We start from the raw sequence: 21,451 nt of genomic DNA, 5'->3' as shown, positions 1-21,451 counted from the left end.
AACCATGGACGCCGAAGTGTCACCCCTCGCCCTCGTTTCCAGCGATTTCCTGCGCTATCAGTACGAAGTGCTGGGCATCGCCGAGTACATGACATCCCCGGAAGTGACGGAAATCTGCATCAACCGTCCCGGTGAGCTGTACCTGGAAACCCGGGCCGGGTGGCAGCGGGTGGAGGTGCCGGGCCTGACCTTCGAGCGGGCCCGGCAGTTCTGCACGGCAGTGGTGAACGAGAGCAACACCGGCCAGCGCATCACCGATGCCGATCCGGTGGTGTCGCTCACGTTCCCCACCGGCCAGCGTGCGCAGTTCGTGATTCCACCTGCCTGTGATGCCGGCAAGGTTTCGATCACGATCCGCCTGCCGTCCAAGCACACCAAGTCGCTCACCCAGTACCACGAGGATGGTTTCTTCAACCAGATCCTGGAACAGGATGGCAGTCTGAGCGAGCAGGACCGCGAGCTGCTGGAACTGCGCCAGCAGCGCGAGTACGCAGAGTTCTTCCGTCGTGCGGTGATGTACCGCAAGAACATCGTGGTCTCCGGTGCGACCGGTAGCGGCAAGACCACCTTCATGAAAGCGCTGGTCAATCATATCCCGGACAACGAGCGCCTGGTCACGATCGAGGACGCACGCGAGCTGTTTCTGACCCAACCCAATGTGGTGCACCTGCTGTACTCCAAGGGCGGGCAGAGCACCAGCAATGTCAGCGCAAAGAGTTGCATGGAAGCCTGCCTGCGCATGAAGCCAGAACGCATCATCCTGGCCGAGCTGCGCGGTGACGAGGCGTTCTACTTCATCCGCAACTGCGCATCGGGCCACCCGGGCTCGATCACCAGTTGCCATGCCGGCAGCCCGGAGCAGACCTGGGATCAGCTGGCGCTGATGGTGAAGGCCTCGGCCGAGGGTTCGGGCCTGGAGTTCAACGTGATCAAGCGACTGTTGATGATGACCATCGACATCGTCGTGCATATCAAGGCGCATGCCGGCTCGCGCTACATCACCGGCATCGACTTCAATCCTGGGCGTGCCCAGGGGCAGGAGGGCTGACCAATGCTGCCAGGACTGGAAATGATGGCGTGCCCGGAAATGGCCGTCTCGATGGACGTGATGCAGCACGTCATCAACGTGGAATCGTCGCGCAACCCCTATGCCATCGGCGTGGTCGGCGGCGCCCTGGTGCGCCAGCCCAAGGCCCTCGACGAGGCGCTGGCCACCGTTCGCATGCTGGAGGAGAAGGGCTACAACTTCTCCATTGGCCTGGCTCAGGTCAACCGCTACAACCTGGGCAAGTACGGGCTGGATTCCTACGAGAAGGCCTTCCAGCAGTGCCCGAACCTGCAGGCTGGTTCGCGCATCCTCGCCGACTGCTACAAGCGCTCCGGTGGTGACTGGGGCAAGTCGTTCAGCTGCTACTACTCGGGCAACTTCGAGACCGGCTTCCGTCACGGGTACGTGCAGAAGATCTACGACTCGATCCGCCGCGGTCAGCAGGTCGCAAGCAACGGCGTCGCGCCGATTGACGTGGTCAGCCGCGGCGAGCGTCGGGTGGTCAGGGTCGAACATCATCCGCAGACGGCCTCGCCGGCCCAGGCACGCATCGTCGCCCAGGCCAGTGCGCCGGTGTACGTGCCGTCCAATGACCCGGCCCGGGCCTACACCGTTTACCCATCCACCGGTGCGATGGCCCGCGGCAGCCTGCTGAATATCGCCGACCAGGCGGTATCGCGCGTGGTGCTGGGCTCGGTCGATCGAATGATGCAGCCACAGGCACAGCGTGGAAACGACATGCCGCAGCAGGCTCCGCAGCCGTATCAGCAGCCTGGTGCGGCGCAGGGCGGGGCAGCCATGCCGCAACAGCTTCCCGGGATGGCTGCCGGCGCGAACGCGCCGGTGATGCTGCGCCCGTGGAATGAGCGTAACGCGCCGGCAGCGGACACCCAGAATTTCTACAACGCACCGGCGCCCCGTGCGCCGGTGCAGCAGATTCCCGCAGGGGATGCGGCCTTCGTGTTCTGACGAAGTCGTGGTGCGACCGGTCCCCCGGCTGGTCGATTCAGTTGTGTTAGTCCATCAACAAGGAAATCAATCCATGAAGCGATTCAATCTCGACCTCGTCCAGGCCCAGCGCACGCTGAAGACCATGCTGATGGCCGTCGCATTCGCCGGTGCTGTGTTCGCTCCGCAGGCCCTGGCCGGCACTGACTTCGGTGGTACCGATGGCAAGGTCTGCGGCTTCTTCTCCAACATCAACGGTCTGCTGAACATGGCCTCGATCGCCGTGGTCACGATCGCCGTGATCTTCGCCGGTTACCAGATTGCGTTTGCCCACAAGCGCATCGGTGACGTGGCCCCGATCCTCATCGGCGGTGTGCTGATCGGCGCGGCAGGCCAGATCGCGCGCATGCTGCTCGGCAAGGAGGCTGGCAGCTGCGAAAAGGTCGGTGGTGGCGACGGCGCTGGCATGGCGTTTGAAATGATCAAGCACGCCGTCCAGTACTACAGTGCATAAGAACGTCCTGTTCCGGGGATGCACGCGCCCAGCGATGTTCCTGGGCGTTCCCTACCTGCCATTTTTCATGGTGGCGGGTGGGTTGTTGCTGCTGAGCATGTACACGAACTTCTGGTTTCTGCTGACCATCCCGGTGGCCATTTTCATCATGCGGCAGATGGCCAAGCGTGACGAGATGATCTTCCGCCTGCTGGGCCTGCGCCTGATGTTCAAGCTCAAGGTGCGCAACGTGCAGGAGCATGATGGCATGTGGGTGTTCAACCCGAATCACTACCGCAACAAGCCAGCCCCCAGGGATTGAGGGCTGGATCCGGCCAGGCGGGCGTTGAGCGCCCGCCTGGCCAACTCCGCATCTTTGTCGGCAGTACCTTTTGGAAGCAGTCGTATGTTCAACCCAGATACCTCCATCAGCGAATTCATCCCCTTGTCGTCGCACGTGGCTCCGAATGTGGTGAAGACCACGGGCGGCGACTACCTGTTGACGTGGCACCTGGAAGGGCTGCCGTTCGTGGGGCGCGAAGAATGGGAGCTTGAGCATCGGCACAACACCTTCAACCGGTTGCTGCAGACGCTGCGCGCACCGGATTTCGTCAACGTTGCCTTCTGGGTGCATGACATCCGGCGCCGTCGCACCCTGAAGGGAAAGAGCTACTACAAGCAGCGCTTCAACCAGGATGTGTCCGACCAGTACATGGGCATGCTGTCCTCCCAGCGCATCATGCAGAACGAGCTGTACCTGACGATGATCTATCGCCCGGTGGTGGCGGGAAAGCGCTTCGTGGAGAAGTCCGCGAACGTGGACAAGCTGCGCGCCGAGCAGGAGCAGGCCGTCGAGAAGCTGATGGAGCTCGCCGGCAACGTCGAGGCTGTGATCCGCGACTACGCGCCTTACCGGCTCGGTATGTACGAAGCCAGGAACGGCGTGGTGTTTTCCGAAACGCTTGAGCTGTTCGGCTACCTGATCAACCGCATCGATGAGCCGGTACCGGTGCTGTCGGCGCCTGTGAAAGACTATCTTCCGGTCAGCCGTCATATGTTCTCGGCCAAGACCGGCGATTTCGTGATCAATACGCCCAATGGCGTTAACCATTTCGGCGCGATCCTGAATATCAAGGAATATGCCGAGGGGACCTATCCGGGCATCCTCAATGGTCTGAAGTATCTGGACTACGAGTACGTCATCACCCATTCGTTCAGCCCGATGGGGCGCCAGGACGCATTGAAGGTGCTGGACCGGACCAAGGGCATGATGATCTCGTCGGGCGACAAGGCGGTCAGTCAGATCGTCGAACTCGACCAGGCGATGGATCATCTGTCGTCAGGCAACTTCGTGCTGGGCGAATACCACTTCATCATCGCGGTTTATGGCGACAGCCAGGCGAAGCTGTCGCAGAACGTGGCCTCGACCCGTGCCGAGCTGTCCAACGCCGGTTTCGTGTCGACCAAGGAGGATCTGGCAGTCACCTCGTCGTTCTATTCGCAGCTGCCGGCCAACTGGCGCTTCCGCACGCGGCTGGCCAACGTCAGCTCACTGAATTTCCTCGGCCTGTCGCCGCTGCACAACTTCGCCACGGGCAAGCAGCACAACAACCCGTGGGGCGACTGCGTGACCACGCTGCAGACCACCAACGGCCAGCCGTACTACTTCAATTTCCATGCCACCCATCCATCCGAGAATTCGCTGGGTGAGAAGGCGATCGCCAACACCATGGTGATCGGCAAGTCCGGTACCGGCAAGACCGCGCTGATCAACTTCCTGCTCAGCCAGGTTCAGAAGTATGAGCCGTCACCGACCATCTTCTTCTTCGACAAGGACCGTGGTGCGGAGATCTTCGTGCGTGCCTGCGGTGGCAATTATCTGGCCCTGGAGAACGGTGCGCCGACTGGCTTCAACCCGTTCCAGTGCGAGAACAACGAAGCGAACGTGCAGTTCCTGGCCGACCTGATCAAGGTGCTGGCCGGCAAGCGCGAGTACAGCGCCCGCGAGGAAGAGGACATCTACCGTGCGGTGGAGAGCATGCTCGATACGCCGATGCATCTGCGCAGCATGACCAACTTCCAGAAGAGCCTGCCCAACATGGGCGACGACGGCCTCTATGCGCGCATGCGCCGTTGGACTTCGGGCAATTCGCTGGGTTGGGTCTTCGACAATCCGATCGATACGGTGGATCTGAGCAAGGCCAACATCATCGGCTTCGACTACACCGACATCATCGACAATCCCGAAGTGCGCGTGCCGGTCATCAATTACCTGCTGCACCGCCTGGAATCGCTGATCGACGGTCGACCGCTGATCTATGTGATGGACGAATTCTGGAAGATCCTGGACGGCGAGGGTGGCCTGAAGGAGTTCGCGAAGAACAAGCAGAAGACCATCCGTAAGCAGAACGGCCTGGGCATCTTCGCCACGCAGAGCCCGGAAGACGCGCTGAAGAGTGATATCTCCGCTGCCCTGATCGAGCAGACCGCCACGCTCATCCTGCTGCCGAACCCGAACGCCAGCAAGAGCGACTACATGGATGGCCTGAAGTTGACCGAGGCGGAGTTCAAGGTGGTCACGGCACTGGACGAGCGCTCGCGCTGCTTCCTGGTCAAGCAGGGCCATGCTTCCAGTGTCTGCCAGCTCAACCTGCGTGGCATGGACGACATCCTGTCGGTGATCTCGGCCTCGACCGACAACATCGACATCATGCATCGGGTGCTGCAGACGGCTGCAGTCCGCAATCGGATCACCGTGGACGAACTCACGCCGGAACAGTGGCTGGAGGACTTCTACAAGAACCGAAAGGGCTCTGGTAAAGCCAAGGCCTCTGCCGAAACCGATGCGGCTTGAAAGCCCTGGATCAGACAGCGCCGAATGAAATCCATTCCCCTGGAGAAGAACATGAGCATGACATCCCGAAATCACAAGCGCCACCGCGGTCTGCGTCAGAAGCGCCTGGCAGCCATCCTGCTGGGGAGCATGGTCATGTTCTCCACCACGTCGGTTTCGGCCGGTGGTTACCCTGTCTTCGACCTCAGTAATCTCATGCAGGCACTGAAGGACTTTGCCCAAGGGAAGGCGCAAATGAAGGCTGACGGGCTGGAGTACGCGGCTCAGGTAACTCGGTGGAGAAGGACGTTCCAGGAGTACCAAAATGCGCTTGTCCAGATCCAGGGCATGATCAACAACTTCGGCTTGCCGCCAGGCGCCACATTGGAGCGGGTTCCAGACGACTATATGGTCGCCGACCTCTGCCGTACGTCGGCGGGCTTCAGCGCTGGCAGCCTGCTGAAGAAGTTTGTGCTGGATACCTCCGGTGATCTCTACGCGCAGCAGCAGCAGCTGTGCGTCAACATCCAGATGATGGAAAACCGGAAGCGCAACGAGACGGTGGATTTCATCGAGAAGACCATTCCCAGCATCAACGCGTCGTTGTCTGAGATCATGGGCTGGCGAGGCGGCGCCGATGGCAATCTTGCGGGAACTCTTTCGGCCGTGAACAGTGACTCCCTGCGTACGGCAAACGATATTTCCAAGCTGCAGCAGGAGTGGGAGGCGCGCATGCGGTCCTACGACGCCTATCAGGAGTCAATGATGGCCAATCAGCGCGTGCTGGCGCGCGTGGCATTGAAGGGCAAGCCGGGCGTCATCTCGCAGCTGGTCAAGACGGCCGCATTGGAACGCGCTTTGCACGTCGACTGACGCCGCTTGGGGCAGGTGCATAGGCACCCGCTCCACGAGGTTGTCCGGTAGGGATACATCAAGGGATTGCGGAAATGATCAGGTCGATTGCCAATTTTGATTTCAATGGCGGATTCCAGGATTTGATGGGGCACGTTGCACGTGTCCAATCGATCGGGGATTTCGTGTTCTTCAAGTTCATCTTCGACTTCCTGCGAAGCAAGATAAACAAGTTCGGCATCGACATGATGGGGGAAATGATGCAGTGGGTCGGCGGCATCGCCCTCACGCTCATGACCCTGTGGGTGCTGGTGCAGGGCTTCCGCATCGTGACCGGCCGCAGCCGGGACTCAATGATGGTGCTGGTGACCAATATGGCGCGTGCGGCGTTGATCGTCAGCGCGGCCACCACGATGGGCGCTTTCGGCACCAACCTTCAGAGCTTCCTCACCCACGACGTCAAGGCAGAAATCACGAAGGTCGTGACAGGCTCGAACGAGTCACCCGAAGCTCAGATCGACAAGAGCCTGGCATGGATGCAGGTGGCGCTTTCCAGTATCGACGCCATCCAGATCATGAATGACGGGGAGCTGCTGGAGGACAAGAAGCGGGCACTGTTCTTCATCGGCATGGGCACCGCAGGTCCAGCCATCACCGCTGGTGCGATGCTGATGCTGTATGAAATCGCCATGGCGCTGTTCATCGGCTTTGGCCCCCTGTTCATCCTCTGCCTGTTGTTCGACCAGACCAAGCAGTTGTTCCAACGTTGGCTGTTCTACGGCATTGGCACGATGTTCTCCATGGCCGTACTTGCAGCGATGGTTTCCATCGCACTGGACATGGTGGTACGTGTGGCGGCCACTTTCTGGACCACAGCGCTGGTGCAGGAATTCATCCTCAAGGAAAGCATGTCCGACGGCATGACCAGCCAGGCAATGCAGCAGGGAGGCATGGGCCTGATCCTCACCGCGTTGATCCTGACTACACCCCCAATGGCAGCGATGTTCTTCCAGGGTACCCTGGGCACCTTCATGGCATATTCGCAGATAGGCGGTGGTGCAAGTGCCTCGCCGAGTGCCGATGGTCGTCCGCCGGGCATGTCGGCTCCGCCGCCGGCGGCTCCGGAGTCGTCTTCTGGCTCAAACTCCCATGGTCAGCAGTCGGCGATGGGGAAGATGTTTGATGGAACCGGAGGCCCGGGTTCAGCGGTTCCCGGTCAGCGTGGTGCGGCAAATCCGAGTCATGGAAACTAGAGATTCAGTTGATGAACGTAAGCGCCTCTCTAAAGCATCTGTGCTTGTCCCTGATCCTACTGGGCTCTGTGCACGTCAGTTCGGCGTTCGCTGAAGGGCGCTGCCCTCCGGGTCAGTACCCGATTGGCGACCAAGGCGTTGGTGGCTGCGCACCCATACCCGGCGCGGCTCAGAGCGCCCCGCAGGAGAATCCCGGGTATTGGGTCAAGACATGGGGTGCTGTCGCCAGCTCGCCTGGAGGAGATGCAGGTTCGGCCACTGGGCATCAGGCCAAGGCTTCGGCAGAGCGCCAAGCGGTCGAGCGATGCCGGCAGGGCGGAGCTACCGACTGCACAGTCGTTTTTACCTACTACAACCAGTGCTATGCGGTTGTCCGGGCTGCACGACCGGACAATGGCATGAGATTCAACACCGGGGCGACGAAAGAACAGGCGCAGGAGCGGGCAATCAAGGACTGCAAGGATTTGGGAAGTCAGGCTTGCTCCGTTTTCCATTCTGACTGTACCAAGCCGTTCTTCCAGCAAGACTGATCGGTTGTGACATCACACGGAGATTCAAGGCAATGGCCGACTTCAAATCTCTGCGTGGTGATTCAGCTTTCGTGATTTCTGCTCTGCTGTTCGCTGCATTACTTGTTGCCAGCAACGCCAGTGCCGAGGGCCGATGCCCGTCCGGCCAGTACCCCATCGGCGATCAAGGGGTTGGTGGGTGCGCCCCGATTCCTGGGGCAGGGGTAACTGCCCGCGAACCCGGGCCCGCGGGTCAGTGGCATAAGACGTGGGGGGCAATTGCGTCGTCCGACGCGACCGCAGATGCCGGTGTTGCGACGGACCGGCCGAGCAAGGAGAACGCGGAGCAGTTTGCTCTGGCAGACTACGGTAGGCGCGGTGCTTCCGATTGCCGAGTCATCTACACGTATAGAAACCAGTGCGTTGCATGGTAGGTTCCCAATAGCCAGGGCGGTGCTTCCCGCGCCGGTTTTGCCAGCGCCAAGGACTCCGCCGAAGCGCGGAAGTTTGCCCAGCAGTCGTGCGTCGACACCGATGGAAAGGCGTGTCAGGTTGCATACGAGGACTGTACGAAGCCGGTCTATGAGTCATTCTGACCCGTTGATCGGATTGTCGGACTGGTAGTCAGCGCAACTCGCGATGGCGGCGGAAAGCTTCATGTGTTTGGGCGCAGCTCCGTTTGTTCTCTTGGCTCCAGCATCGACAGTGGGCAACGATCGTCCGCTCAGGTCATCCCACCCCTCACAATGGGCAGCAAAGGAATGGGTCTCCCCATGAAACGAATCCACCTCGCTTTTCTCCCGTGCCTGCTGATTGCAGGCCTGCTGCCGTTCACCGCGCTTGCCGAAGGCAATTGCCCGCAGGGCATGTATCCCATCGGTGGCCAGGGTGTACAGGGCTGTGCGCCCATTCCGGTGAGCAGCTCAGGCTCCCCGTACAACAATCGCCCCAACTGGGCGCAGACCGTGCGTGGCGTGGCGATGGATGCCCGCGGCGACACCTTCATCAGCAACTCGATGCGCTCGCGGGGCAAGGCCAAGCGTGCATCCATGAAGGAGTGCAAGGAGTTCGGGAAAGGCGAATGTACGTTGGCGACCCTGTTCCAGGCGCAATGCGTGGCGGTCGCCCACGCGGGCCTGGGCACTGAAACCACCAGCGTCGCCACCGCCATGTCCGAACAGGGAGCGGTCATTGTCGCGATGCAGCAATGCAACGCGAAGGCGGCATGGAAGCAGCTGCCGCAGGGACAATGCGGGATCGCCAGAACGGCCTGCACGGCGGATCTGTTCATTAGGTAAGGCGCCATTCACGCTAAGCCCCGTTTTCTGTGATCAATTCCGCTTTTCGATTTCCTCGCACTTCGACGCGGCAGAACGCCTCGCGGTAAGCTCCCCACGCGTCATGAAAATGACGCGCCAGTGCCGCCGAATGCAGGGGTTCTTCCGTCCAATGAGGACGCTGTCAGCCCCTGCGTCGGGTGACGCTCGCCATCATCGCGGTCTTGCCGTACGCAAGGCTATGATTCCTGTCCGCGCAGGCGCGGATAAGCCGGAACGCGTTCCGGCTGGGCAGGGAGGCGGGTATCGGCATGACCACATTGAAGGAGTGGGAGGGGATGGAAGACAGGGTTGGCGCACACATGGACGATGCCCTGGCATTTGTTCCGTCCGGTGCGAACCTGCTGGAAGCCGTAAGGGGCGAACTCAACGGCGATGGCATCGAGTATCAGCTGCTGGTCATCGACCAGCCGACGCCGGAAGGGCTGGTGCCCGGCCAGCACGGGCCAAACCGGGTGCTGCTGTTGCTGCGCGGTGATGGGCGCGGGCGCTGGCAGCTGGCCGCGCGCAACGACAAGCTGGTGCCGTGTTCCACCCGAGGTGGCCTGGCCGGCGACCCTTTTGCGTATGCAATGGTCGAGAAGGGCACCTTCAGCGTGATCACCAACGGCGGTAGCCGCGAGCGCTGGAGCAGCACCTACCGGTTCCGCTATGCGCCCGCGGACAAGGCCTGCTGGGTTGACGGGGTGAGACGCAAGGTCGTGGATATCGAGACCGAAGCGACCAACATCCGGGATTACTCGGCGGCGGAGCTGGGCAGGGTGAGGTTCGAGGACTTCGACCCATCCAGTGTTGCCGAGGTGTCGCTTCCATGAGCCAAGCTCCAACCGGCGGAAGGGAATCCGCGCTGATGAAGATTCAGGAGTTGCACTGTGTCGACCGATAGAGAGTCGCAGCTGTTGCGACAGGCGACCAAAGCCGGCATCGACTCCCCGCTTGAACTGGCCAATTTCATGGCCCAGGCAGGGCACGAGTCGCGCGGCTTGAGCCGGCTCAACGAGAGCTTCAACTTCACCCGGGGAATCTCGCAGATCCCGGTGGAGGCTGCGTGGCGCAATGGCAACGCCGCGTTGGAGAGCGCCCGCCAGGAAGCGCTGCGTGGTCGCCCGGAAAACCTGGCTGAGTTGATGTACGGCGGGCGCATGGGCAACGACGCGCCTGGTGACGCGCTGAAGTACCACGGCCGCGGCTATCTGCCATTGGTCGGCAAGGAGAATTACGAGCGTGCCGGCAAGGCGCTGGATCTGGACCTGGTGAATCACCCGGAGCTGGCAGCGCAGCCCGAGCACGCAGGTCGTATTGCCGTATGGCAGTGGCAGACACGGGTGCCGGAGGGGGCGCGCCATGATGTGCGCGAAGCAACTTATGCGCTCAACGGCGCGCTCAATGGCATCGAGGCGCGCCGGCAACGATTTGAGGTCTGGCAGCAGAAGTTGACGCCGGACGTGATGGCGCGACTGGATCGCGGCGAAGTCGGTGCGCCGGCGCAGACCGTTGCACGCGACATGTCGCATGCCGGTGAGCCCGGCAACGCATTGTTCGAGGATGCGCGCCAGCACCTGCGGCAGATGGGGCCGCAAAGTGGACTGCGCAGTGCACAGGAGCTCGACAATACCGCTGGCGCATTGGCGCTGGGGGCGCAGAAGGCCGGCCTGTCGCGCATCGATCATCTGCTGGCGGGCAACGACGGCCGTACGCTGTTTGCAGTGCAGGGCGCGCTGGGTGATCCGGCCATGCTGCGTGCGTCTGTTGACCGGGAGCAGGCCTCCCAGCAGTCACTGGCGCAGAGCAGCCAGCAGTTGGCGGCCAGCGTTGCGCAGCAGGATCCGACGGCCGCGCTCGCCCGCGAGCAGGAGCAGCGTTCTCGATCCCTGTAGCACTTGGTGCCGGCGGGCAGGGTGCCCGCCGTTGTTTTGCGTACGACGCGTGGCGCCCTGTGGCGCCGACATGGAAACCCACCCGTAAGGACACCACATGCGAATCGTTCCCTTGAATGCCCTGCAGGCCGCTGCCCGCTGCAATGCATCCGCGCGCCGCCTGCCGCCGCTCTGGCTGCTGTCACTTGGACTTGCCGCAGCCTCGGCACAGGCTCAGGAGACAGCGCCGCCCGTCGCGGAAACGCACGCCACGGCACAGGCGATCGCTGATGCGCCTGCAGGGACGGCACCGCCTGCCACCGTCGAGCGAACCGTTCCGGCGGCAGCACCCGCACCGCCCGCATTGGCCATCGTGCCATTGCCGCCCGAGCGGGCGACCGAGCGGGCGCTCGGTGCGCGCTGCCCGGTGGATCTGGCCGGGCGACTGGCGACCCAGGGCGACCTGCTGACCGGCGCCTGTCAGGGCACCATGCCGGCGCATCTGGCCGCTCTGCTGGTCGCGCTGCCCGAGCAGGACATCCACCTGCCGCGCAACTGGCGCGAGCGAGAGGTACAGCAGAAGGCCTGGTTCAAGGCGGTGCCTGGGTACGGCCAGCGACCGGACTTCATCGTGCGGATGGGCGACGTCTGGGTGCGCTCGCTGGAAGGGCGCGACGCCGACAGCACGTTCTACCTGGTGTCCGCGCCGTTCACCTGCAGTGACCAGGTCGCCAACCGCGATGAGTTCAGCGCGGAGCCGGTACGTGTGCCAGCGGGTAGCTGCCGCGAGGCCTATGTGGGCCAGCGTGTGTACCAGGTGCGTGGCGATGCGCCGCCGAGGGATGTTACCGCCGAGGCGATGCCGGTCATGCCACAGGTGACCGAGGCGGATCGCGCACGCCAGCTGGCGCGTGGGGGCAGGATCACGCTGGATCACAGCAAGCTGCAGTTCGGGCCGGCCATGCGTTGGTTCGTGCAGTATCCGGAGACGGTGCCGAAGGGTGGGGCGCGTGCGTTCAGTGACTGGAACCGCGAGCATCTTGCCTTCGTGGTCTGGACCGGCGATCGCTTCGAGTTGCGCGACAAGGTCCCGCGCAGCCAGTGGCCGTGTGATCCGGTCGCGCCGGGCGATCGCGCCTGCGGCGGCTTCCCGGATTCCGGGCCGGATCTGTTCGTGACCGCCAGTGCATCTGCGCCGGTCGCGGCCACCAGCCCCTGAGTCACGGTGCTGAGGCGGGAGCCGGAATGACCGGCTCCCGCGCTGTCCATCAGGCCTGCAGGCTGCGGGTCTGATGCTGCTGCTGTTCCAGCTGTTGGTCGCGCTCCAGCGCAAGGCGCTGGCCTGCAGCCTGCTGGTCGATGCGCTGGCTGCTCTGTTCCAGCGGCGTGTTCATCGCCACTGCCGTATCCACCGACACGCGAAGGTGGGCGGGGTCACCGCCCTGGCCCTGCACGGCGAAGCTGCGCGAGGCATCGGCGTTCATCACCACTTCGTCGATGCGCTTGCCGCCTGCAGCGTGCATCTCCGCCGCCAGGCTGCCCGCCAGCTGCGTACTCATCACGTCCGGCACGCGGCCAACGCGCACGTCATGTGCGTGCACGCCGCGGATCGCGTCGTTGAACAGCGGGTTACCCAGGTGGTTGGCATCGTCCATGCGCAGCATGCTGGTGTGATGGCCATTCTTCTCCGCTTCGCGGCGTGCCGGTTCACCGGGCTGCAGCGGGCCGCGGATGTGGTCGTACAGATCGATGGCGCCGCCCGGGATGCCGCGTGCAGCGCGGGTGACGCCGCGACGCAGTGACTCGACGTCGTCGCGATACTCCTCGATCATCTTGGCGTTGTCTTTCGCCAGCTTCTGCGTTTCCGGGTGCTTCAGCACCGAGCCTTCGTTGAGGAAGTTGCCCAGCTTGTGCGCACCGAACGAGCTGGTGGCCGCGATGATCGGGCGGTCCGGAATCAGATCACGCAGGGCGTGATTGCTGAAGCCGTTTGCCGCGAGCGTCTTGATCTCGTCGGGCTTGGCATAGATGCGTACCTGGCCGAAATGCGGTGACGCGGCGCTGACCGGATCGGAGGCCATGACGTGGTTGATCATGGTGTTGCCGCCTTCCGGAATGCGATAGCTTAGGCTGACCGCGCCGTAGGCATTGAAGGTCTCGCCCTTGACGTTGAAGTGGTGCGAGGTGATCTGGGCAAGAGCGCCGCCGAGGGAGTGACCGGTGACGGTGACCTGGGGCGCGGGCACACCGTTCAAGCGGGATTGAAGCGCAGCGCCTTCGAGCGTCCTCTGTGTCAAAGCAATCGCGTCAGGCGCCTGCACGTTGGTGCGCGCAACCACCATGCCGCCGTCGGTCAGAATCGCATCGCGAGCGATCTGCTCGGTGCCACGATGCGCAATGACGATCTCTTTGGTGTCTACGCGCTGATAGACGGTGCCCTGATAGCCGTTGAGACGATTGTTGACATGCTCAAGTATCTTGTACTCATGGCCGTTTAACGTGACTTTTTCTTCTTGGCCGGGTTCACGTCGGCCGACGGCCCGATCCTTGTAGGCGTCATTGGATAACGCGGCGTAGTCCTGAGAGGTGATGGTCACGGCGCGACCTCACTTGCGGAGAGGGTGATCGTAAACAGCTTGTCCTGCAGATCAGCGGCGTAGTTGCTGCGATCGGGCTCGCCACTGGCTGGGAAGTTGGGAACGCGATCTGCCTTCGGATAGACCAGATCCGGATAGTAGAGCGTATGGGCGCCACCTTCGGTCAGCGGCTTGGCGTCGACGAAGGTGAGGAAGCGGGTCTCTTCTTCGGCACCCGTCGCCTTCAGCATTGCCCCGGCACCGGTGAACTCCCACTTGCAGACGCCACGACCGTAGTAGTCCTCATCCAGCATGCGGTCCACATATAGCGTGCCGCGGTACTCGCCCTCAGCGACCTTGCGCAGCTCCACCGGTTCCTGGCTGGTGATACGTGCAGCTGTGCCGGTGGCCGGCTCGATGTGGCCGCACTGATCCTCGTTGGTGACGTCGTACTGCGCTACGCCCTTGACCAGTGCGAAATCGCCGGGGGCATCCTTCAGGCGCAGCACCAGCTCATAGGCCTTGCGCGGGGTGGGGTTGAGCTTGGCGAGGCCGCGCCCGCCCTGGGCGACATCGGCTTCAGCAGCGGCACGTTCCTGGTTCATGGCGGTCTCCGGGTTGCAGGCGGTCAAAAGAAGCAGAGCAAGGCACGGAATCATCTTGTGGCGCAATGTCGGCCTCCTTGGGGGTAGGGGTTGTTGAACTGGCAGCTCATGGCACGAGCTTCTGCACAGTGGTGGTGGTTGAGAACAGCGCGTCGCGCAGATCTTCGCTGTACCCCGACGGATCTTCCTCGCCACTGGTGCCAAAGTTGGCGACAGTGTCGGCGCGCGGATAGATAAGGTTTGGGTAATAAACCGTAAGAGGTGAGTCGCTCTCCATGCGCTCCTTGTCGACGAACGTAAGGAATCGCGTATCCGCCTCGCCGGTCGTAGCGCGCAACATCGCACCGACACCCGTCAACGTCCAATGGCAGACGCCACGCCCGTAGTAATCCTCGTCCTGCATGCGGTCGAGGTAGAACGTACCGCGGTATTCGTTCTCGTCGACCTTGTGTAGTTCCACCAACTCCTGGCTGGTGATACGGCTGGCGGTACCGGTCGCCCACAGGACCCGGCCGCAGTCCCTGTGGTTGCTGACGTCGTACTGGGCAACGCCCTCGACCACCGCGAAGGGACCGGGGGCATCCTTCAGGGTCAGTACCAGCTCGTAGCCCTGCTGCGGTGACGGGTTGAGCTTGGCCAGGCCGCGTCCACCTGCGGCAACGTCACGCTCTGCGTCCGCGTAAGGCGAGCAGGCCGTCAGCGCCAGCAAGAGGCCCATCGGTACCAGATGGCATCCCTTGCGTGTCGGCATGGCTACATCCATGGCGGCATCCTGCATCGTGCGTCCGTGTCCATATATCCTTCCCTGGTGACAGGTTTATCGATTATGGAGTGTTCTGGAAACCTGGCGCCAGCTGCGGCAAGGCGTGGGTGACGGAATTTTGACGCATTCAGCGTTCGGCAGCGTCGCCGAATCGATTGCGGCACAGGCGATTCGGGGTTGGCCAGGCGATTGCGCTTCGCGTTCGACATTTCACCACCAATTTGTGACAACGGTCGCCAATTCACGCGACTCTCACGCAAGCGAGCATTACGCCATGAACTACACCATCCGTGCCGAAGCCATTGATGATCACGCCACCCTCCATGCGCTCACCGAGGCCGCATTCCGGAACGCTGCGCACAGCAGCCATACCGAGCAGTTCATCGTCGACGCCCTACGCGCGCGCGGGGAGCTGAGCGTTTCGCTGGTGGCCGAGTTGGACGGGAAGGTGATCGGCCATGTGGCGGTGTCGCCGGTGACGATCAGCGATGGCAGCACGGGCTGGTTTGGCCTGGGGCCGATTTCGGTATTGCCTGCCTGGCAGGGGCAGGGCATCGGTGCGGCCCTGATGCATGCCGCACTTGAAGCACTGCGTCAGCAGGGCGCACATGGCTGTGTATTGCTGGGCGAGCCGGCCTATTACGGCCGCTTCGGCTTCTGTGCCGAGCCGGGCCTGGTGCTGCCGGGTGTGCCGCCGGAGTACTTCCAGGCACTTTGCCTGCAGCCTCCGTTGGCACAGGGCGAAGTGCAGTACTCACCGGCCTTCGAGGCGACGGCCTGATCCGGGCCTGGCACGTTTCTGCTCAGGGCGCGCGCCAGGCGGTCGGTTCGGGTTGCGGCTTCGGAATGCGGTAACCGCCGATGTGTTCAAGCAGTTCATTGGTACGGCGCTGCTCGACCAGTACTTCACGCAGCAGGTTGCGCACGGCGAAGATGGCGAACGGCACCAGGATCCAGACCAGGCTGATGCCCAGCGCAAACAGGGTCAACAGGGCTTTTGCACCATCCATGCGGCATTCCTTGGTCGAAAGCAGCCACGCTAGCACGTGGCTGCTGCCGACGGATGTCAGCCGTTGTGCCGAAGGTGGATCAGCGGATACGGACGGCCTTGCGAATCCAGCGGTGAACGTCCGGTTTCGACGAAGCCCATGCGCAGGTAGAAGCCGACGGCCTGTGCGTTCTGTTCGTTGACGTCAGTACTCAGCTGCGGATGCTGGGCCAGTGCGTGCTGCAGCAGTTGCCGGCCGATGCCGGTGCCACGTACGTCCGGATCGATGAACAGCGCTTCCATGTGCGTGCCATCGATCAGCATGAAGCCCAGCGGCCGATCCTGCGCATCGACAGCAACGGTCATCGGCGCCTGCGGCAGGAAACCGGCGACTTCGGCATCGATGGCCTGGCGGTCTTCTGCACTGAGGAAGTCGTGGGTGGCGTCGACGGCGCGGCGCCAGAGGTCGACAAGAGCGGCGCCGTCGTCGGCGCGGGAGGGGCGGAGGGTGGTCATGGGTTCGCCAAGGTGCTTGCAAAGAGTGCGTAGTATGGCGCGTCCCGATCCAGCGCGCAGATGTGGATTCATCCGGCGTTGCGATGGCGGATGAAGGGGCTGTAGGTAGTGGCCTCCGCGCGCAGCACAACGCCGTCCTCGAAATCGCTGCTGTCGTTGAAGGGCACGGTGGGCCACTGCGGCCATTGCGCCAGGCGTTCGCGGTAGTGGTGGGTTGCTGCAGCCAGTGCCTCGTCGTGGGCCTGCATGCGCTCCGCTGCCAGCCCGGAACGCACGCCGTGCACCACGTGCGGTTCCATCACGTCGAAGCCGACGTAGCGCAGGCTGTACATCAAGGGCCACAGCAGCAACCGGGTATCTCCCTCGCGGCCGTCGACTGCGCAGGCCCGTGCCGATGAGCCGGTGGTGACGCTCAGCAACGCACGCTTGCCGCGCATCGCTCCGTGCTCGTGACGCAGGCGGCTGTTGTACATCGGCCCGTACACCAGTACGCGATCCAGCCAGCCCTTCAGGATGGCCGGCGCCGCGAACCACCACAGCGGGAACTGCAGGATCAGCAGGTCTGCGGCCCGCAGCAGTTTCAGGTGACGTTGCACATCGACGGGCAGCTGGCCCTGCTCGGCGCTGTGCCGCTGCTCGCGTTGGGCGTCGAAGTGGCCGGGATGCAGGCGATGCGGATGGTGGTCAGCCGCTTCCAGCGGATCGAAGCCCTCCGCATACAGGTCGACCACGTCCACCTGCAGCGCGTCATGCCGCAGTTGCTCGGCGGCCTGAGCGGCCAGATGTGCATTGAAGGAGCGGGGCTCGGGGTGGGCAAGCAGGATCAGGGCGCGCATGGGGCGAGGTGTTCGAGGAGTGTGCGACCATCCTCGCGGTGCCGGCACGCGCCGGCAATTACGCACCTTGAGGTAACCATGGCCTTTCCCGGGGATGTCTATGCCGCCAACTGTTCGGCACGCGATGCGCTGGCGCTGATTTCAGGCAAGTGGGTGATGCTGCTGCTGCCGGCATTGGCGCAGGGCCCGCTTCGCAACGGCGCGTTGCTGCGGAAGATCGAAGGCATCTCGCAGAAGGTGCTGACCCAGACCCTGCGCCAGCTGGAGCGCAATGGGCTGGTCGAGCGGTGTGACCGGGGCAGCAAACCACTGCATGTGGAGTACCGCCTGACCGAGGTCGCGCGCGGCCTGGTCGAGACGCTGTCCGCCCTGGATCGCTGGGCCGAGCACAACTTCCCGGCGCTCGATGCGGCCCGCGAGCGCTTCGACGCGCGCTAGCGGCGCCTGCACGGCCCCGGGCGTACAATGCGCCCCCGGCGGCCATCCTGGCCCAGTTGAAAAGCGAGAACCGCCATGACCGATGTCCTGGGTGTACCGGTGCACGACGCCGATGAACACTGGATGCGCCATGCACTGGCCCTGGCCGAGCGCGCGCAGCGTGAGTTCGACGAGATTCCGGTCGGGGCGGTGCTGGTGGGCGCCGACGGCCAGCTGCTGGGCGAGGGCTGGAACCTCAACATCGCCTCGCACGACCCCAGTGCGCATGCCGAGATCGTGGCCATGCGGGCCGGTGGAAAGCTGCTGGCCAACCATCGCCTGCTTGGCAGCACGCTGTACGTGACCTTGGAGCCGTGCGCGATGTGCGCGATGGCGATCGTGCATGCGCGCGTTTCGCGCCTGGTCTACGGCGCCAGCGACCCCAAGACCGGTGCGTGCGGCAGCGTGTTCGACCTGCTCGGCGATGCCCGCCACAACCACCGGGTCGAGATCCACGGCGGGGTGCTGGCCAAGGAAGCCAGTACGCGCCTGACCAATTATTTCCGCGCCAAGCGTGGCAAGCCGCCGCTGCTGCTGGAAGACCACGTCGGCGAGGGCTGAAGGGCGAACGGGTATGATGGGCGCCTCTTTCCTTCACCGGTAGGCCGCGCGCCTGCCCAGCAACGAGGCGACACAATGGCGGACACCGGCGCGGCCAACGAACGACTGATCTGGATCGACCTGGAAATGACCGGGTTGGACACCGACAACGATTCGATCATCGAGATCGCCACCGTGGTCACCGACGCCCAGCTGAACGTACTGGCCGAAGGACCGGAATTCGCCATCCATCATCCGCTGGAAACGCTGGAGGCGATGGACGAGTGGAACCGCAACCAGCATCGTCGTTCGGGCCTGTGGCAGCGCGTGGTGGGCAGCACCACCACCCTCGGCCAGGCCGAGGCGCAGACGGTAAACTTCCTGGCGCAGTGGATCCCGGCCGGCCTTTCGCCGATGTGCGGCAACTCGATCTGCCAGGATCGCCGCTTCCTGCACCGCCAGATGCCGCGCCTGGAGAAGTACTTCCATTACCGCAACCTGGACGTGTCCACGGTGAAGGAACTGGCCAAGCGCTGGGCGCCGAGCGTGGCCGCCGGCGTCGGCAAGAACAGCAACCACACCGCGCTGAGCGACGTGCACGACTCGATCGCAGAGCTGCGCCATTACCGCCAGTTCATGGGCGCGCTGTCGGGCTTGCCCACGGCCTGAACAACAACGCCGGGCAAGGCCCGGCGCTACCGGGTGACACGCGAACTGGTAGTGCCGGCCGCTGGCCGGCAAGGCGTCGGGGCCGAACCCCTTCCCGCGGCAAGGGCTCTGACCCCTCTGTCGTGCCTCGCGACGAACCGTTCAACTCCCCGGCGCTAAGATCGGCGCCATGAACGAGCCCATCCTGCTTCCCCGCGACATTGCCCACGACGCCCGCGACTGGTCCGACCTGCAGCGGGCGGTGGCCCTGCTGGAAGCGCCGACCCTCACCGCGCGCATGGCCAATCTGGTCGGCACGCCGCTGGAGTTCGCGGTGAAGGCGCTGCCCAAGGCGGTCTCCGGCCGCATACACGGTGCGGTGCAGGCGGCGCTGTCCAAGTCCGCACAGGCGGCGCTGTGGAGCATGGACAACTCGCCCGGCAAGGGAGCGTCGACCCGTTGGCACAAGCTGGCGGCAGCCACCTCGGGCGCGGTCGGCGGGGCCTTTGGTTTCGCGGCCTTGTTCATCGAACTGCCGGTGTCGACCACCATCATGATGCGCGCCGTGGCCGACGTGGCCCGCAGCGAGGGCTTCGACCTGTCCGAGTTCAGCACCCGGCAGGCGTGCCTGGAGGTGTTCGCGCTCGGTGGCAACTCGCCGCGCGACGACGCCAGCGAGACCGGCTACTACCTGGCCCGAGGCTTCACCACCGACGTGATGCGGCATCTTTCGGCCGAACTGGCTGGGCGTGTGGTGACCGGCCGCGACCTGACCCTGGGCGTGGCACCGAAGGAAGCTGGAAAGCTGCTGGCGAAGATGGTGGAAAAGGTGGCGGCGCGCTTCGGCGTGGTGGTCACCGAGAAATTCGCCGCACAGGCGGTGCCGATCGTCGGTGCTGCCGCCGGTGCAACACTCAATACCATGTTCACCGACTACTACCAGGACATGGCGCGCGGCCACTTCATCGTGCGCCGGCTGGAGCGCAAGTACGGTGAGGATGTGGTGCGCGCCTGCTATGACCGCGTGGCGCATGGTGCGGTAAGGATCGAGCCAAGGCTGGAGTAGAGCCACGCCATGCGTGGATGAGCCCTCGTGGCGGGTGATCCTTGCCTCGAGGGAACAATTGTTTTGCCAGTGCATGCCTGTTGCCTGGCAGCCGGCATCCCCATCCTTTGCGGCACTCCCCCCGCAAGAGATTGCCGCCATGATGTTCACCCCCCACCGCCTGGGCGCGTTGACGCTGCCCAACCGCATCGTGATGCCGCCGATGACCCGCTCGCGCGCCGCCGATGGCAACGTCGCCACCGCGGAAATGGCCGCCTACTATGCGCAACGCGCCAGCGCCGGCCTGATCGTCAGCGAAGGTACCCAGATCAGCCAGCAGGGCCAGGGCTATGCCTGGACCCCGGGCATCCACAGTGCCGAGCAGGTGCAGGGCTGGCGGCAGGTGACCGATGCGGTGCACGCCGCCGGTGGCCGCATCTACGCCCAGCTGTGGCACGTCGGCCGTGTCTCGCATGTGGCCCTGCAGCCCGATGGCGCGGCGCCGGTGTCTTCCTCGGCATTGCTCGCCGAAGGCGTGAAAGTGTTCGTCGACCCGACTGGGGCGGGTCCCGAAGCCGGTGTGGGCGAGATGATCCAGCACTCGATGCCGCGCGCGCTGCGCGAGGACGAGATTCCGGGCATCGTCGCCGATTACGCGCAGGCTGCGCGCAATGCGCTGGCCGCGGGATTTGATGGTGTGGAACTGCACGGCGCCAACGGCTACCTGATCAACCAGTTCATCGATTCGCAGGCCAACCAGCGCACCGATGCCTACGGCGGCTCACTGCAGAATCGCCTGCGTTTCCTGCGCGAGGTGGTGCAGGCGGTGGTCGAGGTTGCCGGTGGCGAGCGTGTGGGCGTGCGCCTGGCGCCGCTGACTACGCTGCAGGGGGCGGTGGACGATACGCCGCAGGCGACCTATCTGGCTGCCGCACACCTGCTCGGTGAGATGGGGGTGGGCTACCTGCACATTGCCGAGGCCGACTGGGACGATGCACCGCCGATGCCGGTGGCGTTCAAGCAGGCGCTGCGCATGGTCTACCCGGGTACGCTGATCTACGCCGGCAAGTACACCGCCGAGCGCGCCGAGCAGGCACTGGCCGAAGGCTGGGCTGACCTGATCGGCTTCGGCCGGCCGTTCATCGCCAACCCGGATCTGCCCGAGCGCCTGCGTACGGGTGCGACGCTGAATCCGCCGGATCGCGCCACGTTCTTTGGCGGTGGTGCGGAGGGTTTCACTGATTACCCGGCGCTGGAAGAGAGCGTCGCTGCCTGATTCTGGAGGCTGCCGGCCAGCGGCCGGCACTACCAGTGGGCGAGGGTAGTGC

At 63.7% G+C, this 21,451-nt stretch carries 23 protein-coding genes; 17 read left to right on the top strand and 6 right to left on the bottom strand.

Annotated features, from left to right (window positions below; translation table 11 throughout):
• Positions 1-4: 4 nt before the first annotated feature.
• From virB11 to Q9Q79_RS12665, 11 genes are all read left to right on the top strand, one after another.
• Positions 5-1,048 carry a P-type DNA transfer ATPase VirB11 gene (virB11, locus tag Q9Q79_RS12715; RefSeq protein WP_033833165.1) on the top strand — a complete coding sequence of 348 codons (1,044 nt, stop codon included), beginning with the start codon at positions 5-7 and terminating at the stop codon, positions 1,046-1,048.
• A 3-nt stretch (positions 1,049-1,051) separates the two neighbouring features.
• Positions 1,052-2,017 carry a lytic transglycosylase domain-containing protein gene (locus tag Q9Q79_RS12710; RefSeq protein ID WP_012480641.1) on the top strand — a complete coding sequence of 322 codons (966 nt, stop codon included), beginning with the start codon at positions 1,052-1,054 and terminating at the stop codon, positions 2,015-2,017.
• A gap of 73 nt (positions 2,018-2,090) precedes the next feature.
• Complete coding sequence (locus tag Q9Q79_RS12705; RefSeq protein WP_012480640.1) at positions 2,091-2,510, top strand: TrbC/VirB2 family protein; 420 nt, start codon at positions 2,091-2,093, stop codon at positions 2,508-2,510.
• Positions 2,503-2,811: a VirB3 family type IV secretion system protein gene (locus tag Q9Q79_RS12700; RefSeq protein WP_012480639.1), complete on the top strand. Its 309-nt coding sequence runs from the start codon at positions 2,503-2,505 to the stop codon at positions 2,809-2,811. Before Q9Q79_RS12705 ends, Q9Q79_RS12700 begins: the two co-directional genes overlap by 8 nt.
• 84 nt (positions 2,812-2,895) lie before the next feature.
• On the top strand, positions 2,896-5,343 hold the full coding sequence (locus Q9Q79_RS12695) for a VirB4 family type IV secretion/conjugal transfer ATPase (RefSeq protein WP_012480638.1): 2,448 nt from the start codon (positions 2,896-2,898) through the stop codon (positions 5,341-5,343).
• A gap of 51 nt (positions 5,344-5,394) precedes the next feature.
• Positions 5,395-6,195: a hypothetical protein gene (locus tag Q9Q79_RS12690; RefSeq protein ID WP_123958716.1), complete on the top strand. Its 801-nt coding sequence runs from the start codon at positions 5,395-5,397 to the stop codon at positions 6,193-6,195.
• 74 nt (positions 6,196-6,269) lie between these two features.
• Positions 6,270-7,427 carry a type IV secretion system protein gene (locus Q9Q79_RS12685; RefSeq protein ID WP_012480636.1) on the top strand — a complete coding sequence of 386 codons (1,158 nt, stop codon included), beginning with the start codon at positions 6,270-6,272 and terminating at the stop codon, positions 7,425-7,427.
• A 1,255-nt stretch (positions 7,428-8,682) separates the two neighbouring features.
• Positions 8,683-9,234 (top strand): DUF4189 domain-containing protein, encoded by a 552-nt coding sequence (locus tag Q9Q79_RS12680; protein ID WP_012480633.1) that lies wholly within the window; start codon positions 8,683-8,685, stop codon positions 9,232-9,234.
• Between the two features lie 317 nt (positions 9,235-9,551).
• A complete protein-coding gene (locus tag Q9Q79_RS12675) occupies positions 9,552-10,088 on the top strand; it encodes a hypothetical protein (protein WP_005410114.1) in 537 nt (178 codons plus the stop codon).
• A gap of 57 nt (positions 10,089-10,145) precedes the next feature.
• Positions 10,146-11,150 (top strand): XVIPCD domain-containing protein, encoded by a 1,005-nt coding sequence (locus tag Q9Q79_RS12670; protein ID WP_049396617.1) that lies wholly within the window; start codon positions 10,146-10,148, stop codon positions 11,148-11,150.
• Between the two features lie 97 nt (positions 11,151-11,247).
• Complete coding sequence (locus tag Q9Q79_RS12665) at positions 11,248-12,348, top strand: hypothetical protein (RefSeq protein ID WP_201862285.1); 1,101 nt, start codon at positions 11,248-11,250, stop codon at positions 12,346-12,348.
• Positions 12,349-12,397: 49 nt separating this feature from the next.
• Here the strand turns inward: Q9Q79_RS12665 and Q9Q79_RS12660 are convergent, their stop codons facing one another.
• Genes Q9Q79_RS12660 through Q9Q79_RS12650 form a run of 3 tightly spaced genes read right to left on the bottom strand, consistent with a single transcriptional unit; the run spans position 12,398 to position 15,088 of the window.
• On the bottom strand, positions 12,398-13,726 hold the full coding sequence (locus Q9Q79_RS12660) for an XVIPCD domain-containing protein (protein ID WP_005410111.1): 1,329 nt from the start codon (positions 13,724-13,726) through the stop codon (positions 12,398-12,400).
• Positions 13,723-14,376, bottom strand: a complete 654-nt coding sequence (locus Q9Q79_RS12655) for a hypothetical protein (protein WP_012480629.1) — start codon at positions 14,374-14,376, stop codon at positions 13,723-13,725. The genes Q9Q79_RS12660 and Q9Q79_RS12655 overlap by 4 nt, the downstream gene beginning before the upstream one ends.
• A 40-nt stretch (positions 14,377-14,416) precedes the next feature.
• Positions 14,417-15,088, bottom strand: coding sequence for a hypothetical protein (locus Q9Q79_RS12650; protein ID WP_201862287.1), 672 nt, complete (start codon positions 15,086-15,088; stop codon positions 14,417-14,419).
• A 259-nt stretch (positions 15,089-15,347) separates the two neighbouring features.
• Here Q9Q79_RS12650 and Q9Q79_RS12645 point away from each other — a divergent pair, with 259 nt between their 5' ends.
• Complete coding sequence (locus tag Q9Q79_RS12645) at positions 15,348-15,854, top strand: N-acetyltransferase (RefSeq protein WP_111173730.1); 507 nt, start codon at positions 15,348-15,350, stop codon at positions 15,852-15,854.
• A 22-nt stretch (positions 15,855-15,876) separates the two neighbouring features.
• Here the strand turns inward: Q9Q79_RS12645 and Q9Q79_RS12640 are convergent, their stop codons facing one another.
• From Q9Q79_RS12640 to Q9Q79_RS12630, 3 genes are all read right to left on the bottom strand, one after another.
• Positions 15,877-16,083 carry a hypothetical protein gene (locus tag Q9Q79_RS12640; protein WP_088429380.1) on the bottom strand — a complete coding sequence of 69 codons (207 nt, stop codon included), beginning with the start codon at positions 16,081-16,083 and terminating at the stop codon, positions 15,877-15,879.
• A 56-nt stretch (positions 16,084-16,139) separates the two neighbouring features.
• On the bottom strand, positions 16,140-16,577 hold the full coding sequence (locus Q9Q79_RS12635) for an acetyltransferase (protein WP_005410106.1): 438 nt from the start codon (positions 16,575-16,577) through the stop codon (positions 16,140-16,142).
• Between the two features lie 68 nt (positions 16,578-16,645).
• The gene (locus Q9Q79_RS12630) at positions 16,646-17,413 is read right to left on the bottom strand and encodes an NAD(P)H-dependent oxidoreductase (RefSeq protein WP_201862289.1); all 768 of its coding nucleotides are present in this window, start codon (positions 17,411-17,413) and stop codon (positions 16,646-16,648) included.
• 78 nt (positions 17,414-17,491) lie between these two features.
• Here Q9Q79_RS12630 and Q9Q79_RS12625 point away from each other — a divergent pair, with 78 nt between their 5' ends.
• The 5 genes from Q9Q79_RS12625 (at position 17,492) to Q9Q79_RS12605 (ending at position 21,399) form a co-directional block, all read left to right on the top strand.
• The gene (locus Q9Q79_RS12625; protein ID WP_201862291.1) at positions 17,492-17,851 is read left to right on the top strand and encodes a helix-turn-helix domain-containing protein; all 360 of its coding nucleotides are present in this window, start codon (positions 17,492-17,494) and stop codon (positions 17,849-17,851) included.
• Positions 17,852-17,926: 75 nt separating this feature from the next.
• The gene (gene tadA, locus Q9Q79_RS12620; protein ID WP_005410103.1) at positions 17,927-18,451 is read left to right on the top strand and encodes a tRNA adenosine(34) deaminase TadA; all 525 of its coding nucleotides are present in this window, start codon (positions 17,927-17,929) and stop codon (positions 18,449-18,451) included.
• 75 nt (positions 18,452-18,526) lie between these two features.
• On the top strand, positions 18,527-19,099 hold the full coding sequence (gene orn / locus Q9Q79_RS12615) for an oligoribonuclease (protein ID WP_012480624.1): 573 nt from the start codon (positions 18,527-18,529) through the stop codon (positions 19,097-19,099).
• 169 nt (positions 19,100-19,268) lie between these two features.
• Positions 19,269-20,144 (top strand): EcsC family protein, encoded by an 876-nt coding sequence (locus Q9Q79_RS12610; protein ID WP_005413826.1) that lies wholly within the window; start codon positions 19,269-19,271, stop codon positions 20,142-20,144.
• Between the two features lie 139 nt (positions 20,145-20,283).
• The gene (locus Q9Q79_RS12605) at positions 20,284-21,399 is read left to right on the top strand and encodes an alkene reductase (RefSeq protein WP_012480623.1); all 1,116 of its coding nucleotides are present in this window, start codon (positions 20,284-20,286) and stop codon (positions 21,397-21,399) included.
• The last annotated feature ends 52 nt before the right edge of the window (positions 21,400-21,451 follow it).

This window comes from Stenotrophomonas sp. a6, assembly GCF_030913325.1.
In the GTDB taxonomy this organism is placed as follows: Bacteria; Pseudomonadota; Gammaproteobacteria; order Xanthomonadales; family Xanthomonadaceae; genus Stenotrophomonas; species Stenotrophomonas maltophilia.
This window is presented reverse-complemented; position numbering and strand designations above follow the sequence as displayed.

What these genes read in the sequence shown, in the direction of transcription:
- Q9Q79_RS12665 (WP_201862285.1), top strand. Translation starts at nt 11,248, where the DNA reads ATGCGAATCGTTCCCTTGAATGCCCTGCAGGCCGCTGCCCGCTGCAAT.
- Q9Q79_RS12695 (WP_012480638.1), top strand. Translation starts at nt 2,896, where the DNA reads ATGTTCAACCCAGATACCTCCATCAGCGAATTCATCCCCTTGTCGTCG.
- Q9Q79_RS12640 (WP_088429380.1), bottom strand. Translation starts at nt 16,083, where the DNA reads ATGGATGGTGCAAAAGCCCTGTTGACCCTGTTTGCGCTGGGCATCAGC.
- Q9Q79_RS12680 (WP_012480633.1), top strand. Translation starts at nt 8,683, where the DNA reads ATGGGCAGCAAAGGAATGGGTCTCCCCATGAAACGAATCCACCTCGCT.
- Q9Q79_RS12710 (WP_012480641.1), top strand. Translation starts at nt 1,052, where the DNA reads ATGCTGCCAGGACTGGAAATGATGGCGTGCCCGGAAATGGCCGTCTCG.
- Q9Q79_RS12610 (WP_005413826.1), top strand. Translation starts at nt 19,269, where the DNA reads ATGAACGAGCCCATCCTGCTTCCCCGCGACATTGCCCACGACGCCCGC.
- tadA (WP_005410103.1), top strand. Translation starts at nt 17,927, where the DNA reads ATGACCGATGTCCTGGGTGTACCGGTGCACGACGCCGATGAACACTGG.
- orn (WP_012480624.1), top strand. Translation starts at nt 18,527, where the DNA reads ATGGCGGACACCGGCGCGGCCAACGAACGACTGATCTGGATCGACCTG.
- Q9Q79_RS12705 (WP_012480640.1), top strand. Translation starts at nt 2,091, where the DNA reads ATGAAGCGATTCAATCTCGACCTCGTCCAGGCCCAGCGCACGCTGAAG.
- Q9Q79_RS12690 (WP_123958716.1), top strand. Translation starts at nt 5,395, where the DNA reads ATGAGCATGACATCCCGAAATCACAAGCGCCACCGCGGTCTGCGTCAG.
- Q9Q79_RS12685 (WP_012480636.1), top strand. Translation starts at nt 6,270, where the DNA reads ATGATCAGGTCGATTGCCAATTTTGATTTCAATGGCGGATTCCAGGAT.
- Q9Q79_RS12625 (WP_201862291.1), top strand. Translation starts at nt 17,492, where the DNA reads ATGGCCTTTCCCGGGGATGTCTATGCCGCCAACTGTTCGGCACGCGAT.
- Q9Q79_RS12645 (WP_111173730.1), top strand. Translation starts at nt 15,348, where the DNA reads ATGAACTACACCATCCGTGCCGAAGCCATTGATGATCACGCCACCCTC.
- Q9Q79_RS12650 (WP_201862287.1), bottom strand. Translation starts at nt 15,088, where the DNA reads ATGCAGGATGCCGCCATGGATGTAGCCATGCCGACACGCAAGGGATGC.
- virB11 (WP_033833165.1), top strand. Translation starts at nt 5, where the DNA reads ATGGACGCCGAAGTGTCACCCCTCGCCCTCGTTTCCAGCGATTTCCTG.
- Q9Q79_RS12630 (WP_201862289.1), bottom strand. Translation starts at nt 17,413, where the DNA reads ATGCGCGCCCTGATCCTGCTTGCCCACCCCGAGCCCCGCTCCTTCAAT.
- Q9Q79_RS12605 (WP_012480623.1), top strand. Translation starts at nt 20,284, where the DNA reads ATGATGTTCACCCCCCACCGCCTGGGCGCGTTGACGCTGCCCAACCGC.
- Q9Q79_RS12675 (WP_005410114.1), top strand. Translation starts at nt 9,552, where the DNA reads ATGGAAGACAGGGTTGGCGCACACATGGACGATGCCCTGGCATTTGTT.
- Q9Q79_RS12635 (WP_005410106.1), bottom strand. Translation starts at nt 16,577, where the DNA reads ATGACCACCCTCCGCCCCTCCCGCGCCGACGACGGCGCCGCTCTTGTC.